The following is a 19,208-nucleotide window of genomic DNA, read 5'->3' on the forward strand; positions in this document are numbered from 1 at the left end:
AAAGGTTTTATAAAAAGTAAGCCTGCTATTTCTAGTAAATTTACATTGTTTTTTAAGTAGCGATTGCTGCGTTAAGGATTGAGGCGTTTGTTGAAGCTCCTCGAAGAGAGCGACTGCCGAAAGCCCGACCCTTGTGGTAACGCCCAAATATTTGAAATTTCGGTTTATAATATTAAAAAAAATATGTAGGTTTGCATCACTTAAAAAAGAAAAAAGATATGTCGTTTTCAGATTTATTTGATAGTGGTTTTAAAAAGCGTAATGAGGATCATTTTGCTGCAATTGTAAGAATTGCAATGGATGACGGCGTGATTACAGTTGAGGAACAAGCGTTTTTAGAGCGATTAGCTCGTAATTTAGATATTGGTGAAGGTGACTTTAATTTGATATTAGAGGATTATAAATCGCACCCAATTAACCCTCCAACATCTTACGATCGTCGTTTAGAGCGTTTATATGATTTAGCACGTATGGTTTATGTGGATCATATTAAGGGCGATCACGAAGAAATTTTACTTAGAAAAATAGCTTTAGGGCTTGGTTTTCATGCTGATAATGTAAAGTATATTGTGGATAAAGCATTGACTTTAGTTAATAGCGGTACGGATTTAGATGATTTTATTGATGCCATGAAAAAAATGAATCAATAATTGTTTAATCTATGTTATATAATGTAAGCACCCTTTTTAGGGTGCTTTTTTTATGTTATAGGGTTTGGTGTTCTGCGTATTGCAAGCCATTAGGTAATTTGATAGAAGAAAACTCTAAATGTAATACCCGACGACGTTTTTGAACAATTGTTGGAGAAGAAGCATGCAATAATAATGGTTTTATTAATTGAACACCGCCTGCTGCAATTTCGCTTATAAAAGGAATTGAATTATTAGAAATAAGCTTTATTTCTTCATCATTTAAACGCTTATTGTGTGAGCCCGGAATCACTTTTAAAGCCCCATTTTTATTTGTAGTATCATCCAAATGGATACGTATTGAAAACGTATTTTTAGAAATATTTTCAGGAGGACAAACACTTATGACTCCTTTTTTATTAGTCCATGATTTAAAACCATCAACCTCTATTTTTTCCAAGACATTTATGGGTACATCTTGATGCCAGGTTACATACCAATTGTCTTTTGGAGATTTATCAAAATAAATAGCTTTAGTTAAGAACACATCTTTATCAATCGATTTAATTAGCTTTTTAAAATTCTTGTTAAATAAAGTGTCTTTTAATTTTGGGATTTTTTTTAATACTTCACGCATGCCAAAAGCTTGCTCGTTATGTTCTTTTATATAACTATCAAGATTAGTTTTTAGTTTTCTAATGTCTCTTTTGGTATAGATATGGTTTAGAATTCCAAAACCTTTATGTTCTAATCGTTTTGCAATGGTTTGTAGGTTTTTGTCGTTAATTTCAGTTTCGTAAGCATCTACAGCATCATACAAGCGCTCTTTTATATTTCGCTTTAAGCGTTCGGGAGCAATTACTTTTACACCTTCCCCTAGACCTAAAATTTCTTTTTCAAGTTCAAAATTAAGCTGTACGTCTAAAGCGATTGTTACACCATAATTATCGCGACTTACTTCTCTTTGCGAATGATGGAATGGTTTAGTTAAAACGTAAGGTGCGTGTTTGTGATTCACGTAAAGCAATACAGGGTCTGGTTCTAAATGCGGACTTACAGAAACCCCAATAACATCTTTATAATAGGTTTCTGAGTCAAATGTTACGTCAGGTAAAAAACTATTTTCACTTTTATTTAAAGCAATAATTCTATCTAAAGCTAAATTCATTAAGCCTTCATTCTTGTTTCTTTTTCCAATAATAAACCAGCGGTTTCTGAACTCTTTTAGTAAATATGGATGAAATGTAAATGTGCTTTCTTGTCTAGCTTTAAAAGATTGGTAAGTAATGTCTATCGCTGCTTTCTTTAAAATATACTGATAGAGTTTATCTAAATATTTTAAGCCTTTTAAGTTCTCGTTTTTCTCAAAATCTATTAGTGATTTTTCATTTGTTTTCTGTGTGTAAACATGATTTTCTAGTTTTTGAACCATACTGCTTAACTCATCAAAATGAGAGAAACCTTGAAATTGTTTTAAGAAAGAAACCGCTTCTGATAACTTAGTTAAATCTTGGTTGGAAATTGGGCTGTTAGTAATACTATAATCGTCGGCATCGTATTTATAAAACTTTCTATTATAAACTACAATTGGTGCATTGTAGCCTAGTTTGTCACTACGCATCATTTGTAGATCTAGTTGTACTGTACGTTTGCTGACATCAATATCTTTACCTTCATAGTCATATAAAGCATCAGAAACAGCTTCAATTAAATCATTAAGTGTCCATTGCTTAAAGTTGTTTTGAAGGCATTTATCTATTGTTTTATATCGAATTAATGCATTTTTGTTTACAGCCATTTTCTAAAAAAATTTCTTCTAATTTATGAGAAAATATCTAGTGCGCAAAAAGATTGCGTATACATATGAGTAATTTGTATCAAATATTAAAATTATGGAAGCTTTAAAACTAAAAATATTTGATGTGTTAACTGAGAAAATAGCTGTTTCTCAATTTGAAAATTGGTTGTATTCTTCTGAATATATAAATCAAAAAATAAAAGCAGATTCTTTATTTTTTAACATAATCAATATCAATTATAGAGAAGCGAAATCGATAAAGGAGCTAAAAGAAATAACGGCTAGTATTTTCACAGATGAAGAGCTGTTAGTTGTTAAGTTACTACAAAATTGTATAAAAATAAAAAACGCTGAAGCTTCTAAGAATATTAAAAAATCTGTTGTAGGTATTATTTCCGATTTTGATTATTACACTGAATTAAATCCTTTTTGGGAATTTTATGATGTCTATAATTCATATGAATATTTTGAAGATGAATATACTAGCGAAAAAGATATTGATATTAAGCTAAAAGGGATTGCTATTTCTGTGATTACTAAGTTTGAATCTGCAAAAAGCATAGAAGAAAGCATAGAGCTGTTGAAACAAATTGAAGAGAACAGTACGGAACAAAAAAATAATTTAAATTCTACTGATAGTTCTTTGAAAAACACTGTAAACGAAAAAGAGTATACCTTCATTCAAAAAATATTTGCTTTTTTCAAAAAAATATAATACTTCGTATTATGAAGCTAAATTTTAACTGGTTAGAAAAATAAATTTGGAGAAGTCGAAAATAAATTTAGATATTTGCAACGCATTTCAACCAAAATCAAGTTGAATTAAAAATTAGAAACTATGAGTTTATTTATAACATATCAAATCGATCCTAAAGGCATTATGCCTTTTGTGATGCTTCGTGATTATCGTTAGATAAACTTTTCAATTTTATAAATGAAAGATCCGAAGCAAGTTAAAAACTGTTTCGGATTTTTTATTTCCAGTCATTAGCAAGCCTGCTAAACATATTTCCAAAAACAGTTATAAGTAGATATTATTTGTTGCTCAAAACACAATCTTGAGTGGCTCTAATAATTGTCTAAAATCAAAAAACAAAAATAAAACAATGGACACGAATTTGTTAAACAACTACGTGCTTAAAGCTATAGATGCTTATCCGTATGAGTTAGAAGAAACTGTAGAAAATCTAAATTACGCCTTGTCTTACCAAAGTAATAATGCTTACGCTTTATACTTAATGGCACGTTTACAGGCAGAGCAATTAGGCGACTACGACAAAGCAAAGCAATATTATGCCGAAGCTTTAGCTAACAATATGGATTTTCAAAAAGTATATCCAAGGTACATTCAAGTGTTACTAGATAATGAAGATTTAGAAGAAGCCCAAAAACTAATCGATTTTGCCTTAACCATAAAAGGTGTTGATAAAGGTTGTATTTGGGAGAAACAAGGTCGGCTTTTTGAAATAAAGCAAGAGAACAAAAAGGCAATTAAAGCGCTTAAAACAGCGAAGCAATTTGGATTTAATAACGATTTTATAAGCTATATAGATTTAGAAATATCTAGAAACAAAAGCAAAATAAAGCCTAAAAAGAAACCGTCTAAAAGCAAAGCGAAGAAGAAAAAGTGTAAAAAGAAGAAAAATAAATGAAATTAATTATTACTACGCAAAAAGATTGCGCAACAACCTGTAATATTTGCAGGGTAATTAAAAGGAAGTCTTTTGGAATCAGACTTTAAAAAGAAGTTGCTCCACCAGACAAGGACGCTGGTGGAGCTTAATAAAAGTTCTTTAAAATATTAAAATTGGAAGTATTGAGCAATTGGTTGGCTCGCGAGACTGTAACTCTCGTTTCTTAAATGAACATGTAGGTTCGAGTCCTACTACTTCCACATCAAGCAAGTCTTGTTCTGTGTTTCAGTATAGCACTATTGTATAAATCCTTGCGGTTTCGCATCAGGTTTTTATATTCAACTTGACTTGAAGGCTTTCGGTTATTTAGCCAAATAAATAATCTCCTCTATGTACGCAGGTTCGAATCCTGCCTTCATTAATTTGAAGTAGCTAAGTCCGGTTAAGCAATAGAAACAATCGCAGGTTCGAATCCTGCCAAGATCGAAATGATCTTGTGGTCGAGCGGTCAAAGACAATGGACTCAAAATCCATTATTTCACGAAGAAGGTCACTTATAAAAATCGACCACCAAGTGTGTCTCACTTAAAAAAGGCAAAAAACAAAGTAAAGGTAAACTCGCTAAAACAACTTGTTGTTGCAGCAGTCCGGAAAATACCTTGAAATACAAATGTATTTTTAGATGCCTTAGGTATTCTTTTAAAGAATCATTAGTTAAAATACAGTTTGAAAATTATTCAAATTGCAATTAATTAATCTTCAATAAAACGCTACCTAAATCGCTTTAAATCAATTGTCTTTCCGTATTTAAAAAGATGGTTTGCTTTTGCTTTGTTTTAATAAAGAATAGTCATTTCAGCTTGACTGAAATTCTATTATAAATAATTAATAGTTCTGAATAAAAAAACAAAAATAACAGAACATTAAAAATCAAATAAGATGAAAAGAGTAAGAATTCATGCAGGAAAAGTAGGGTTAGTATTTAAAAATGGTAATTACAAATGTGTTATTACCCAAGGATCACATTGGTTAAAGTTTAATGAACATGTATTAGTTTATAGCTTAGACCTAGCCTTTAATACACCAACAGCATTGGAGGTTTTACTTAAAGATCAAACGTTGGCAGATATGTTGCACGTTATTAATGTAGAAGACAATCAAATGGTATTAGTGTATAGCAATAATAACTTTAAAAACGTATTAACAGCAGGACGACACACTTTTTGGAGAGACCTAGTAAGCTATAGATTTATCACCGTAGATTTAAGCGATATTACTATTCCAGAAACAATAAATAAAGCTTTGTATACCAACAATGCTTTGCGTCTACATATTCGCACGTTTGAAGTTGCAGCACATGAAAAAGCAGTTCTAATTATTGATGATACGTTTGATAAAATTTTAGATCATGGTACATACCACTACTGGAGAAATAATCAAACTATTAAAATTGCGAAAGCAGATTTACGTCAATTACAATTAGAAGTTGGAGGTCAAGAATTGTTAACCAAAGACAAAGCCACTGTGCGCATTAATTTTTACGCACAGTACAAAGTTACAGATATCGAAACTGCTTTATTGCGCAACAAAGATTACGAAAAACAATTGTACACCAACTTGCAATTAGCATTAAGGTCTTTTATTGGAGCTTACACTTTAGACGAGTTGTTAGATCAAAAAGACAACATTGCAAAAGCAGTAGTAGAAGATGTGCAAACACAAGCACAAAAGTTAGGTGTAACCGTTTTACATGCAGGCTTAAGAGATGTGATTTTGCCAGGAGACATGAAAGAAATCATGAACCAAGTATTAATCGCTCAGAAAAAAGCGCAAGCCAATGTAGTAACAAGACGGGAAGAAACCGCATCTACACGCAGCTTGTTGAACACTGCAAAATTAATGGAAGACAACAGCATGTTGTTTAAATTAAAAGAGATGGAATATGTAGAGAAAATTGCTGATAAAATTGGCGAAATTACAGTGGCTGGAAACGGTAACGTAATCGAACAATTAAAAGATATTTTCTCTGTAAATAAGTAAAATTATGGCGTAACCCAAACCAGAAAAAAGTTTGGGTCGCGCTTTCCGCTAAATCTTTTGCAGAAAAAGCAAAAGGATACCGCATCAATCGCTTACGCGGGTGTACTTGCTAAGTATTTATTTAATTCTAAACTAGTTTTAGAATCATAAAATTAAAGAAACAATGAAAACACAAATAACAGGAAACGATTTAATAGCCTTAGGATTCAGACAAGGAAAATGGATGAAAGACGCTATTCAATATATTAACAACAACACATTATCTCAGGTTGAACTATCTAATTATTTAGAGCAATTCAAATCTCCCGATCCAATCGGGTTACATACAAAATCAGTTGATTTTGCAATCAATATTAAAGCCGAAAACGAATTAGAAAAAGACAACGTTTTTAAAGTGGTTAACTCCATGCAAACCTTAATGAAAACACCTACTTTAGTTGGAGGCGCTATTATGCCAGACGCGTGCCCAACGGGACCAGATGGAATAATCCCAGTTGGTGGTGTTGCAGTTGCTAAAAATGCAATTCACCCAGGAATGCATAGTGCGGATATTTGCTGTTCTGTAATGCTAACCGATTTTGGTAAAGCAGATCCAAAAGCTATTTTGGATGCAGCTCATGCAAATACACACTTTGGTCCTGGCGGACGTGATAGAGATTCTCAATTTAGATTTCCAAAGGAATTATTGGATGCTTTTGAGGCTAACGTGTTCTTAAAAGATAAGCAAATGATTCAAATAGCAAGAACTCATTTAGGTACTCAAGGTGATGGCAACCATTTTTTGTTTGTAGGTAAATCTAAAAAAACAGGAAATACAATGATGATTACGCACCACGGATCAAGAGGTCCAGGAGCGAGATTATATGATAAAGGTATGAAGGTTGCCGAACGGTTTAGAAAAGAATTATCGCCAGAAACAATGAAACAAAATGCGTGGATTCCGTTTAAAACAGAAGAAGGTCAAGATTATTGGAATGCCTTACAAACCATAAGAGATTGGACAAAATTAAACCATGAGGTGTTACATAATGCTGTAGCAGAAACACTAGAGATAGCCATTGAGAACAGATACTGGAACGAGCATAACTTCGTTTTTAAAGATGGTGATTTGTTTTACCATGCTAAAGGTGCAACACCTCTGGATGCTAAGTTTATGCCAGATATTACAGGTCCAAGGTTAGTCCCTTTGAACATGAGTGAACCGGTTTTAATTGTTGAAGGAGATACAACAGCAAACAATTTAGGATTTGCACCTCATGGTGCTGGTCGAAACGTAAGTAGAACGCAACATAGAAAAAGCAAAACAGGAACCACTATGCAAATTTTTAAAGAAGAAACTAGAGGTTTGGATGTTCGGTTTTTTTCAAAGGAAATTGATATTACCGAGTTACCTTCTGCTTACAAAAATGCAAATACGGTAAGGGCTCAAATGGACGAATATGGCTTAGGTAAAGTCATTGATGAGGTTTTACCTTATGGTTGTATTATGGCTGGAGATTGGCAGAAAAATGCACCTTGGAAAATTAAAAGAGATAAGCGCAATAAAAACAAACGCTAGGTTTATTATTTAATAATTTTTAAACCTAGCATAAAAAATACCCAGGATCACAATAACACAAAAGCACATTTGTTATATTTACAACATGAGAATTTTTTTAATACTTTGTTTGTTTATAAGCACGAATATTTTTTCGCAATCTGATATTTTAGCGAGGGAATATTTTAAAAACGGTGACTTTAAAAAGGCTTTAGCTGAGTATAAAAAAATCTATGAAGGGCCATCAACAAGCTTAACAAATATAAATGCTATTGTAGAAACGCATCAGCAATTAGAGCAATATGCCGAGGCAGAAGCTTTTTTGCTAGAGGTGATGGAGGATATTGCGTATTCTGGGTTTTTAGTCGATTTAGGCTATAATTTTCAGTTGCAAAAAGATACCGTAAATGCAAGGCTTCAGTATAATAAAGCTTTAGAAAGTATCGATTTACGGGCTAGCAATGTGTTTTCTGTAGCAAAGGGGTTTCAAAATCATAGTTTGCTAGATGAAGCTATTTTGGCTTATGAAAAAGGTGTGGCTTTAAACCCTAAATATAATTTCGATTTACAATTGGCTCAGTTGTATGGAGAGCAAGGTAAAGTTGAAAAAATGTTTACCAGTTATATAGATTATGTTGAGGCTAATCCGTTTACTGTAAATAATATCAAACGGTCTATTAACGATTTTATAAGTGAAAATAGTGATAATGAGAATAATATAATATTCCGAAAAATTTTATTAAAAAAAGCACAGCAAACTCCAGATTTGCTATGGAACGAGCTATTAAGTTGGTTGTTTGTGCAGCAAAAAGATATTAAAAAAGCATTTGTTCAAGAAAAGGCCATTTTTAATCGTCAGCCAGAAAGTTTAAACAGAATAGCTGATTTGGCGGTAATTGCAACTAATGAAAAAGCATACGAAACGGCTAAAGAAATTTACACATACCTTATAGAAAAAGCTCAAGATACTGGCACAAAGGTGTCGGCAAATTACCATTTATTACAACTAGAAGAGAAAGTAAGTTCTAAAGAAAATTACGAAGCTATTGAGGCTAAGTATTTAGAGTTGTTTGAAGAGTTTGGTTCGGTTTCTCAAACCTTAAAACTTCAAATTGCTTATGCGCATTTTTTAGCATTTTATAAGAATGAAACAACTAAGGCGACTTCCTTTTTAGAAAAGTCTTTAAAACTATCTTTAACAGAATTTCAGAAGGCTGAGGTGAAGTTGGAATTGGGTGATATATTGGTGCTTCAAGAAAAATTTAATCAAGCTTTAATTTATTATACTCAAATTCAGCGAAGCTTAAAAAACAGTGAAATATCTCAAGAAGCCAGGTACAAAGTTGCAAAAACAAGTTATTATAAAGGTGATTTTAAGTGGGCAGAATCTCAATTAAAAATTTTAAAATCATCAACATCGCAATTAATCGCTAATGATGCATTAGACTTGAAGCTGTTAATAACAGACAATAAATATGAAGATTCTCTACAAACTGCCCTAAAAATCTATGCTAAAGCCGATTTGTTGGCCTTTCAGAATAGAAATGATGAAGCTATTAGTTTGTTAAGCGAGGTTTTGGCCGCGCATAAAACGGAGCCTATTATTGCTCAGGCTTTGTACAAGCAAGCAGAATTATTTGAAGGAAAACAACAATTTGAAAAAGCCGAGAGTAACTATAAATCTATAATTGAAAATTATGGAGAAGGTATTTTAATTGATAATGCCTTATTTAAATTGGCTGAATTGTACATGAATTACTTAGAGCAGCCAGATAAAGCCAAACCGCTTTACGAAGAGATTATTTTTAGCCATCCCGATAGTATTTATTTTGTTGAAGCACGAAAGAAATTTAGAGCTTTACGTGGCGATGCTATAAACTAATCTCAAAGCTTAATCTACGCGATTTTAACAATAAACCAAGAGTAATTTGGGTATTGTAACTAGGAGCTTTAATTTTGCGGCTTTAAATAGAAACTATGATAATATATAACGTAACTTCAAACATCGACGAGTCTATAGAAGCTGAATGGTTAATCTGGATAAAAGAACATATTCCACAGGTTTTAGGGACAGGTAAGTTTGAAAAGGCAACGCTTAGTAAGGTTTTGGTAGAAGAAGATATTGAAGGTGTAACTTACTCTGTGCAATACCGATCGTATTCTCGTGAAGCTTTAGATGCTTATTACCGAGACGATGCCGATAAATTTAGAATGGAAGGACTTAAGAAATTTGCCGATAAAGTGCTCTCATTTCGTACTGAACTAGAAATAGTAGATGAATATACGGTTAATTTTAAGTAATAAAAACCGAGTATAAAAAAGCCTATAAATTTAAATTTATAGGCTTTTTTATGTTTTAAAATATCGTATTTATTATAAGGCGCTCTTAAATTGCTCTAAGAAACGTACATCATTTTCACTTAATAAACGAATATCACCAATTTGGTGTAGTAGCATTGCAATTCGGTCTATTCCAACACCAAAAGCAAAACCAGAATATTCAGTAGAATCAATTTTACAGTTTTCTAAAACGTTTGGATCTACCATACCGCAACCTCCAATTTCTAACCAACCTGTTCCTTTTGTTATTTTATAATCTGTTTCTGTTTCTAAACCCCAGTACACATCAATTTCTGCACTTGGTTCTGTAAACGGAAAGTATGATGGACGTAAACGAATTTCGCTTTTCCCAAACATTTCACTTGTAAAATGTTGTAGTGTTTGTTTTAAATCGGCAAAGCTTACATCTTTATCAATATATAAGCCTTCTAATTGGTGGAAAAAACAGTGAGAACGCGCAGAAATAGCTTCGTTTCTGTATACACGACCAGGAGAAATGGTTCTAATTGGTGGTGTATTGTTTTCCATATAACGTACTTGTACCGAGCTGGTGTGCGTGCGTAATAAAATATCTGGATCGGTTTGGATAAAAAATGTATCCTGCATATCGCGCGCCGGATGGTATTCTGGCAAGTTTAATGCTGTAAAATTGTGCCAATCGTCTTCTATTTCTGGACCTTCACTTACATTAAATCCAATGCGAGAAAAGATATCTATAATTTGATTTTTTACGATAGAAATAGGGTGTCGTGCACCTATTTGAACCGGTTCTCCCGGTCTAGATAAATCGCCGTAAATACCTTTTACTTCTTCGGTACTTTCAAGTTCTGCTTTTAGAGCGTTTACTTTATCTTCGGCTGTTTTTTTTAGTTTATTTATGGTTTGGCCAAATTCTTTTTTTTGGTCGTTTGCCACATTTTTAAACTCTGCAAAAAAGTCGTTTAATAACCCTTTTTTACCTAAATATTTTATTCTAAATGCTTCTACCTCGTCTTTCGATTGTGCTTTAAAAGATTCGGCTTCGCTAATAAGTTCTTTAATTTTATCTATCATGACCTGTTCAAAATGTGCGCAAATTTAATGATTTTATAAATAAAAAACGCCTTCAATTGAAGGCGTTTGTATTATTTAACGATAAGAAAATTAATTTTTGATATATACTTCTTTGTATGTGTCCTCTCCATCTTCATCAATAAAATAAAATGTATTACCAGAAAAAATAATGGTTGCTGTACTAGTGTAGTCATCTTCATTCTCTGTAAACTCGTAAATATTGTCGCCTAGGTTTACCCAAGTTCCAGTCGATTCATAGTCAACCATGCATGTATCATCATTTCCACTATAATAAGTAATTGAAGAATAAGTTCCGTCTGAGTTGAAAGTTAATTGGTCTTGTTTATCACAGCTGTCTAGTTCATATTCTTCATCATTTTCAAAACTTTGGTAATAATTCCATATTCCAATAATTGAATCTTGAGAATCGTCGTCACTACTACAAGAGCTAAAGGTTAATGTAATAACGCTTAAAAGTAAAATTAATTTTTTCATTTTTGATTTGGGTTTTTAAATTTAAGAAGCGAATATATAAAAAAGATCGATAATCTGTTTGTTTTTTCTGTTTAAATGTGTTTTTTAATAATTTTAATCAAAAAGCAAGTCTGTCTTGATAGGTGTTTTTTAGTGCGAATAATAAAGTAGAGCCAATGCTTTATAAGTGGTTGTATTTTAAAAATAATACTTTATTTAGAATGTTGTTGTAACAAAACATTAATATGAGCTACTTATAAGGAGAAGTTTGGTCTTGCTTTTTGAATGTGTGAGATTCTAAATATCGAATGGGCTTTTTAAAGATCAATAGTTAATTTTTTGAAATAAAAGACCTCGAAACGGTTAGAAAAACACACTTATTATCGTTGTAGTGTTTAGAGGGAATGTAGTTTTTATTATACTTTCAAAATAAATTGTTCGATCGTAAAAAAGGTATTACATTTAATTATTAATTTTTTTTAAATCTAAAATTATGGAGTGGTTTTACAGCTTGGCGCTTTTTACACAAATCTATTGGGGCATTGCATTAATTGGCTCTTTTATTTTTGTGATCACCATTGTAACCACGTTTATTGGTGGTGATTCGGGAGATTTAGATACCGATGCCGAAATTGAAGCTGATACAGGTATTGGGTTTCAGTTTATAACCTTTAAAAATCTTGTTGGCTTTTTTACTCTTTTTGGTTGGAGTGGTATTGCGTGTATTGATGCAGGCTTCTCTAAGCCAATAACGATAATGGTTTCCATTCTTTGTGGTTTAGCCATGATGGCTGTTATGGCTGCTATGTTTTATTCTATGCAAAAACTAAACCATAGCGGGACTTTAAAAATGAAAAATGCTATTGGTAGTGTAGGCGAAGTGTACTTAACCATTGGAGCTAAACGCTCAACTATAGGTAAGGCTCATGTGAGAGTTCAAGGTGCTTTAAGAGAACTTGAAGCTTTAACAGACTCGGAAACAGACCTTAAATCTGGCTCAGTAATATCGGTAAAAGAAGTTACCACAAACGGAATATTAATTGTAGAACAACTAAATAAATAACACATGCTAACACTTTTTGTACAGGAGAACCTTCAATTGGGTTTACCAATCGCTGTAATTGCGGCTATTTTATTCGTCTTTTTATTTTTTATAGTACTAGTTAGGCGCTATAAACGCTGTCCTTCAGATAGAATTTTAGTAGTTTATGGTAAAGTTGGCGGTGGACAATCGGCAAAATGTATCCATGGTGGTGCAGCCTTTATTGTACCTGTAATTCAGGATTACGAGTTTCTAGATTTAACACCTATTTCTATTGAGGTGAATTTAGTAAACGCCCTTTCTAAACAAAATATTCGTGTAAACGTGCCATCACGTTTTACAATTGGAGTTTCTACCGAGCCTGGAGTTATGCAAAATGCTGCGGAACGTCTTTTAGGTTTAGGTCAAAATGAAATTCAAGATTTAGCACAAGAAATTATATTCGGTCAGTTACGTTTAGTAGTGGCTTCTATGGATATTGAAGAAATTAATAATGACCGTGATAAGTTTTTAACTAACATTTCTCAATCTGTAGAAACAGAATTAAAGAAAGTGGGTTTAAAACTGATTAACGTAAATATCACCGATATCGTTGATGAGTCTGGTTATATTGAAGCCTTAGGTAAGGAAGCTGCAGCACACGCAATAAATGCAGCACGTAAATCGGTTGCCGAAAAAACTAGAGATGGTTCTATTGGTGAAGCGAATGCGGTACAAGATGAAAGAACACAGGTTGCTGCAGCAAATGCGCAAGCGGTTGAGGGTGAAAATAAGGCGAAAATTGCTGTTGCAAATTCCGATTCTTTACGTCGTCAACGTGAAGCAGAAGCAGAACGTGTAGCAAATGCGTCAGAGAAAGTGCAATCTGCAAAAGCGCTAGAGGAATCTTATGCTGCGGAACAATTAGCAGAAACAGCAAGAGCGGAACGTGAGCGTTCTTCTCAAATGGCAGATATCATTGTACCTGCTGAAATTGATAAAAAGAAAGTTGAAATTGACGCTGAGGCGGAAGCTGAAAGAATAAGAAGGCGTGCTAAAGGTGAGGCCGACGGAATTCTTTTTAAAGCACAAGCAGAAGCGCAAGGTTTATATGAAGTATTAACGAAACAAGCTGCTGGTTTAGATCAAATTGTAAAGGCTGCAGGAAATAACTCTAAAGATGCCGTACTACTTTTAGTTGCTGATAAATTACCAGAACTAGTAAGAATGCAATCTGAAGCTATTAAAAACATTAAAATTGATAAGGTTACTGTTTGGGAAAATGGTGGCGGAAAAGACGGGAAATCGTCAACAGCTAATTTTCTTTCTGGTATGTACAAATCTGTACCTCCTTTACAAGAAATGTTCGATATGGCTGGTATGCAATTACCAGAGTATTTAAAAGGAAAAGATGTTGAAGCTGCTGAGGTAGTTTCTGAAAAAAAATAATACCTCAGAGAAGTAATTAAAGATTAATCTTTATAAAACTAAAAAGCCCAATAATCTATTTTGATTTTTGGGCTTTTTTTTAAGACTATTTATAACTTTAGCTGTTTTTAAAAGAGAAACTATCCTCTAAAGCTTATTATGGAAGCGATGTTTTAGATGAAATTATTCAAGGTGTAAAAGTTGACTTTTTTAGTTGTATTTTACATGTTGTTAGTGTTTAAGCTTTTTTTAACTTGAATAAATTATTAATATGAACGATACTTTTAAAACCATAGCCAGATTTCAATATTCTACCGAAGCACAAATTATAAAAGGTCGTTTGGAAGCCGATGGCATTCGGGTGTTTTTATTCGATAACCTTACTATAGATACCGATCCTTTAGTAAGTAATGCTATTGGTGGTGTAAAACTGAAAGTATTATCGTATCAAGCTGAAGAAGCCGAACATATTTTAAAATCGATAAATAAATTCTCTTTAGATAACCAAGGTAATGCTATAAAATGTCCGAATTGTAAAAGTGATCAAATCGAACTTTATTCGACAATAAAGGATATTAAAGCGTTTTTTGCTTTTATTTTTGCTTTCATAACTAATATTATCATATCTGCTTTACCAATTTATACAAAACATAAATACAGATGTGAAGCTTGTAAAACGGAATTTGATATAGAGAAAGTGTCCCCTATTTATGTTGTGCCAGATGCAGAGCCTACAATGTCATAAGCAGTTTTTAAAGTTTTAATTGCAGTCTCTAATTCTTCTTCATTGAGCTGTCCAAAACCAAAACGGATAGCACAAGTATCTTTGTCTTGATAAAGTATTGTTTTTGGAAGAAATAAGTTGAGTTTTTCTGATTCTTCAGCCAATTTTACCAAAGAGATTTTATTGTTAAATCGCAGCCATATTGCTAAGCCACCCGATGGTTTTTCCCATGTAATAATATTTTTAAAATAGGAGGCTAAGTGTTCGCATAAACAATCGCGCCTTTCTTTATAAGTTATAATGTTTTTTTTTAGCAGTCGGTATATTTCACCTTCATGAATTAACTCGGCAAGTATTTGCTCTTGTATCATGTCGCCTTGCTTGTCTAGTAATTGCAAATAGTTTTTTGCTTCAGAAATTAAACTTTCGGGAGCTACTACAAATCCCGTTTGAAAACTAGGGAATAGCGATTGGCCAAGCTTTCCTAAATAAACCACTACGCCATTACCATCGGCACTTGCCATGGGTAACATGGCAGAACCGTTGTATTGAAAATCGTAATCGTAATCGTCTTCAATAATAGCGAATTTGTAGGTTTTGGCTAGTTCCAATAATTTCAATCGGCGCTCGGCACTAAGCGTTACTGTAGTTGGATAATGCCTATGTGCACAGATGTATATAAAGCGAATGCTCCCTTTTATAAAATGAGTTCTTATGTAATCAACATCTAAACCATGTTCATCTACCGGAATTGTTTTTATGTCTGCTCCGGCTTGCTGAAAAATCATGTTTGAGGCATAGTTACTTAAGTGGCCTACCAAAACAACATCCTTAGGTTTTATTAAAAGCTGAGAAACAATATATAAGCTCATTTCTGTACTTCGCGTACTTATAAGGTTGTTTGGTTTTATATGAAACCCTCGAGTTGCGTTTAAATAATTACAGAGTTGAGTTTCAAATTTTGAATAGGATACTGCTGTGGTTTGGTTCCATTTTGAAATTAAAGATTTCCGTTTCATGGCGGCACTATACCATCTAGAAAATTCGTGAACCGGATGCAGCGTTAAATCTGGGTTGCCATCGTTTATGCTGTATTCTGCCTTTGTAGTTTGTAATGTAGATGCTAAATTAAATGATGTTTGAAAAGGAAAACCTGTAGTTTTTGGGTATTGATATACTTGGTCTATTTGGTGAGCTGTAGCTTTTATAGGTGCTGTTGTTTGCTCCGGAACCAAAATAAATGTGCCTTTGTTGGGTATTATTTCTACCCAACCTTGCGAGGCTAACTCATCATAAACAGCAACAGCGGTGTTTCTGTGGATTTTTAATTTCTGACTTAAAATACGAGTTCCTGGTAATGCTGTTCCTATGGATAAATAACCACGCTGAATAGCATTTATAATTTGCTGAGCTATTTGAATGTATACGGGTTGAGACGTATTTTTTTCAAATTGTATTAATTGCTGTAAGAGATTACTAACCGGACTATTCATTGTTTTAAAACTGGACTACTTAACTCGTCCGGAAAGTTACGACTTTTGCAGCGTTATAAACAAAACTTTTATGAAAACTACATTCGCTTTAACTGCTTTTATTATGTGCACATTTATGTCGCATGCACAACAAGAGCAACAAAAACAAGACTTAGATACTATAGTTGTAGCGTCGACAAGAATAAATCTTCCTTTTAAGGAAAACTCAAGAACTATAAATATTATTTCTGCAGAAGCTATTAAAAATAGTGCTGCCAATAATATAGCAGATTTATTGCAACAAGTAGCTGGTATAGATGTAAGACGTCGTGGTACTGCTGGAAGTCAGGCCGATTTATACATTAGAGGCGGAAGTTTTGATCAAACGCTTTTACTTATAGATGGTGTTAAAATGAATGATGTACAAACAGGTCATCACACCATGAATGCGGCTTTACCAATAGAGGTTATTGAGCGTATTGAAATTATTAAAGGTCCTGCTGCTCGTATATTTGGGCAAAATGCTTTTAACGGTGCTATTAATATTGTTACTAAAAAAGTATTAAATAATACTGTTTCTGTTAAAGCGGAAACAGGTTCGTTTGGCCAGTTAAACGTTGGTGTTACCATTGCTACAGATTTAGAGAATTCATCGAATATTGTGCATGTCGACAAAATGTCTTCGGCTGGTTATCGATATAATACTGATTACGATAATAGTAACTTTTTTGTAAAAAGTGTATTCAACAAAGACAAAAAAGCTATTGAAATGATCGCTACTTTTCAAGAGAGAAAGTTTGGTGCCAATGGTTTTTATGCAAGAGAAAGCGGAACTGATCAATATGAAGAAACTCAAAACAGCTTAATTGCGTTTTCTACACAGTTTAAAACTGAAAATTTAACAATTAAACCACGTATTTACTGGAAACGAAACCAGGATGAATATGTGTATTTACGTAATGATCCAACGGTTTATAGAAATTTACATATTTCTAATAAAATAGGAGCTGAGGTTAACGGGTCTTATAGATCAAAAGCTGGTATTACAGGTTTTGGAATCGATATGTCTGAAGATTTTATTACAAGTAATAATTTAGGAGATCGTGATCGATTTATGACGACCTTGTTTTTAGAACACAAGTTTAAAGCGTTGGATAATAAATTAGATATTACGCCTGGTGTTGCTGTTACTTATTTTTCAGATTTCGATTTTTATGCCTTCCCTGGTTTAGATGTTGGCTACAAAATAAGTGATGCTGTAAAAGCTTATGGTAACATTGGTTATACTTATAGAATACCAACGTATACCGATTTGTTTTACAATGATCCAAGTACAGCTGGAAATCCAGATTTGGAGGTTGAAGAAGCTTTTGCGCAAGAAATTGGAATTAAATATTTTTCACCAAGATTTTCTGGTTCTGTAGCGGTTTACAATAGAGATGCACAAAACTTAATCGATTTTATTCGTCCAAACACAACAGAAACTGTTTATACAGCAACAAATATTACTGAGGTTAATACTAAAGGTTTTGAGGTTGATGCCGCTTATAATTTTAAACTAAATACGTTTAATCAAACATTGGCTGTTGGTTATAATTTTTTAGAAGATGATATTTTAAATCAGAATAAAGAATTATCGCGTTATTCTTTAAATACACTAAAACATCATTTTACTACTCGTTTAAGTACGCAGTTATTTAAAAATGTAAGTCATAATATTATTTACAAGCATGCACAACGTACCACGGGTGATAGCTATAATGTTTGGGATGCATCTTTAGTTGTTAATGTAAAGCAATTAGAGTTTACCGTTACAGCGAGTAATATATTTAATGCCGATTATATTGAAGCTGGTTTTGTACCTATGCCGCCTAGTAATATATTATTTGGTATGCGATATAGTTTAAATTAATTAAACGTTTTCTGTGATAGAGTGAAAAAAATGGAATCTATGAGCGATACAAAACACAATTGGACAAAGGAAGAAATTCTAGAGATTTACAATAAGCCATTAATGGAATTGCTTTACGAGGCGGCCACGGTGCATCGCGTAAATCATGATCCTAATGTAGTGCAAGTATCAACTTTACTTTCTATTAAAACTGGTGGTTGTAGTGAAGATTGTGGGTATTGTCCTCAAGCTGCACGCTACCATACTAATATTGAAGGCAACGATTTAATGACGGTGCCACAAGTTAAAGCGCAAGCTTTACGAGCAAAGGCAAGCGGAAGTTCTCGGGTTTGTATGGGAGCGGCATGGCGCAATGTAAAAGATGGTGAAGAGTTTGATGCCGTTTTAGAAATGGTGCGTACCATTAATAAACTCGACATGGAGGTTTGTTGTACTTTAGGTATGATTACCGAAAACCAAGCACAACGTTTGGCAGAAGCAGGTTTGTATGCGTATAACCATAATTTAGATTCTTCGGAAGAGTATTATAAAGAAGTCATTTCTACGCGTGGTTATCAAGATCGATTGGATACTATTGATAATGTGCGCAAAACTAATGTTACCGTTTGCAGTGGTGGTATTATTGGTATGGGCGAAAATATTGAAGATCGAGCAGGTATGCTTGTTGCGCTTTCTACATTAAATCCGCAACCAGAATCTACACCAATTAATGCACTTGTTGCTGTAGAGGGCACACCGCTTGAAGATGAGAAACCGGTTTCTATTTGGGAGATGATTAGGATGGTGGCAACCACAAGAATTGTTATGCCAGAAACCCAAGTGCGCTTAAGTGCGGGTAGAACGCAAATGAGTAGAGAAGGACAAGCCATGTGCTTTTTTGCTGGTGCAAACTCTATTTTTGCTGGCGATAAATTATTAACCACGCCAAATCCTGATGTTAATGAAGACATGAAAATGTTTGAACTATTAGGATTGAATCCGCAAAAACCTTTTACAAAAAAGGTACAACCACAAACTGTCGAAGCAACCGATTCTGAATTTGAATCTCTAGGTGAAAAACCAAAATGGACACGCCCAGAGCATAAAATTGAACGTAACGAATTGGCTAAAGAAAAAGGAAAATTGATTAAGTAGCGCTCTTTTTTA

General features: G+C 33.3%; 16 protein-coding genes and 1 tRNA gene. 13 read left to right on the top strand and 4 right to left on the bottom strand.

The window, feature by feature from the left end:
- Positions 1-218: 218 nt before the first annotated feature.
- Positions 219-650: a TerB family tellurite resistance protein gene (locus BM246_RS06770; protein ID WP_042496118.1), complete on the top strand. Its 432-nt coding sequence runs from the start codon at positions 219-221 to the stop codon at positions 648-650.
- 55 nt (positions 651-705) lie between these two features.
- Here the strand turns inward: BM246_RS06770 and BM246_RS06775 are convergent, their stop codons facing one another.
- Positions 706-2,427 (bottom strand): phytanoyl-CoA dioxygenase family protein, encoded by a 1,722-nt coding sequence (locus BM246_RS06775; protein ID WP_074936703.1) that lies wholly within the window; start codon positions 2,425-2,427, stop codon positions 706-708.
- 94 nt (positions 2,428-2,521) lie between these two features.
- Here BM246_RS06775 and BM246_RS06780 point away from each other — a divergent pair, with 94 nt between their 5' ends.
- The 7 genes from BM246_RS06780 (at position 2,522) to BM246_RS06810 (ending at position 9,939) form a co-directional block, all read left to right on the top strand.
- Positions 2,522-3,142 (top strand): hypothetical protein, encoded by a 621-nt coding sequence (locus BM246_RS06780; protein WP_074936705.1) that lies wholly within the window; start codon positions 2,522-2,524, stop codon positions 3,140-3,142.
- Positions 3,143-3,533: 391 nt separating this feature from the next.
- Positions 3,534-4,079, top strand: coding sequence for a hypothetical protein (locus BM246_RS06785; RefSeq protein ID WP_042496367.1), 546 nt, complete (start codon positions 3,534-3,536; stop codon positions 4,077-4,079).
- A gap of 157 nt (positions 4,080-4,236) precedes the next feature.
- Positions 4,237-4,321: transfer RNA gene (locus tag BM246_RS06790), tRNA-Tyr, on the top strand.
- Between the two features lie 679 nt (positions 4,322-5,000).
- Positions 5,001-6,101, top strand: coding sequence for a slipin family protein (locus tag BM246_RS06795; protein ID WP_074936708.1), 1,101 nt, complete (start codon positions 5,001-5,003; stop codon positions 6,099-6,101).
- Positions 6,102-6,264: 163 nt separating this feature from the next.
- On the top strand, positions 6,265-7,659 hold the full coding sequence (locus BM246_RS06800; RefSeq protein ID WP_074936711.1) for an RtcB family protein: 1,395 nt from the start codon (positions 6,265-6,267) through the stop codon (positions 7,657-7,659).
- A gap of 85 nt (positions 7,660-7,744) precedes the next feature.
- Complete coding sequence (locus BM246_RS06805) at positions 7,745-9,520, top strand: tetratricopeptide repeat protein (RefSeq protein ID WP_074936713.1); 1,776 nt, start codon at positions 7,745-7,747, stop codon at positions 9,518-9,520.
- A 95-nt stretch (positions 9,521-9,615) separates the two neighbouring features.
- Positions 9,616-9,939: a DUF4286 family protein gene (locus BM246_RS06810; protein WP_074936715.1), complete on the top strand. Its 324-nt coding sequence runs from the start codon at positions 9,616-9,618 to the stop codon at positions 9,937-9,939.
- A gap of 72 nt (positions 9,940-10,011) precedes the next feature.
- On the opposite strand, the gene pheS is transcribed toward BM246_RS06810, so the two are convergent.
- A complete protein-coding gene (gene pheS / locus BM246_RS06815) occupies positions 10,012-11,031 on the bottom strand; it encodes a phenylalanine--tRNA ligase subunit alpha (protein ID WP_042502383.1) in 1,020 nt (339 codons plus the stop codon).
- 90 nt (positions 11,032-11,121) lie between these two features.
- A complete protein-coding gene (locus BM246_RS06820) occupies positions 11,122-11,526 on the bottom strand; it encodes a lipocalin family protein (protein WP_074936717.1) in 405 nt (134 codons plus the stop codon).
- A 472-nt stretch (positions 11,527-11,998) separates the two neighbouring features.
- Here BM246_RS06820 and BM246_RS06825 point away from each other — a divergent pair, with 472 nt between their 5' ends.
- The 3 genes from BM246_RS06825 (at position 11,999) to BM246_RS06835 (ending at position 14,699) form a co-directional block, all read left to right on the top strand.
- A complete protein-coding gene (locus tag BM246_RS06825; RefSeq protein WP_317042975.1) occupies positions 11,999-12,568 on the top strand; it encodes a hypothetical protein in 570 nt (189 codons plus the stop codon).
- Between the two features lie 3 nt (positions 12,569-12,571).
- Positions 12,572-13,975, top strand: a complete 1,404-nt coding sequence (locus tag BM246_RS06830; protein WP_074936719.1) for a flotillin family protein — start codon at positions 12,572-12,574, stop codon at positions 13,973-13,975.
- A gap of 250 nt (positions 13,976-14,225) precedes the next feature.
- On the top strand, positions 14,226-14,699 hold the full coding sequence (locus BM246_RS06835; RefSeq protein ID WP_074936721.1) for a putative signal transducing protein: 474 nt from the start codon (positions 14,226-14,228) through the stop codon (positions 14,697-14,699).
- Here the strand turns inward: BM246_RS06835 and BM246_RS06840 are convergent.
- A complete protein-coding gene (locus BM246_RS06840) occupies positions 14,663-16,171 on the bottom strand; it encodes an aminotransferase-like domain-containing protein (protein ID WP_074936723.1) in 1,509 nt (502 codons plus the stop codon). The two genes, BM246_RS06835 and BM246_RS06840, sit on opposite strands and share 37 nt — an antisense overlap.
- 70 nt (positions 16,172-16,241) lie before the next feature.
- Here BM246_RS06840 and BM246_RS06845 point away from each other — a divergent pair, with 70 nt between their 5' ends.
- Together BM246_RS06845 and bioB are read left to right on the top strand one after the other, a co-directional pair.
- Positions 16,242-18,062 carry a TonB-dependent receptor plug domain-containing protein gene (locus BM246_RS06845; RefSeq protein WP_074936725.1) on the top strand — a complete coding sequence of 607 codons (1,821 nt, stop codon included), beginning with the start codon at positions 16,242-16,244 and terminating at the stop codon, positions 18,060-18,062.
- Positions 18,063-18,101: 39 nt separating this feature from the next.
- On the top strand, positions 18,102-19,196 hold the full coding sequence (gene bioB, locus BM246_RS06850; protein WP_074937146.1) for a biotin synthase BioB: 1,095 nt from the start codon (positions 18,102-18,104) through the stop codon (positions 19,194-19,196).
- The last annotated feature ends 12 nt before the right edge of the window (positions 19,197-19,208 follow it).

This window comes from Algibacter lectus (assembly GCF_900112395.1).
GTDB lineage: Bacteria > Bacteroidota > Bacteroidia > Flavobacteriales > Flavobacteriaceae > Algibacter > Algibacter lectus.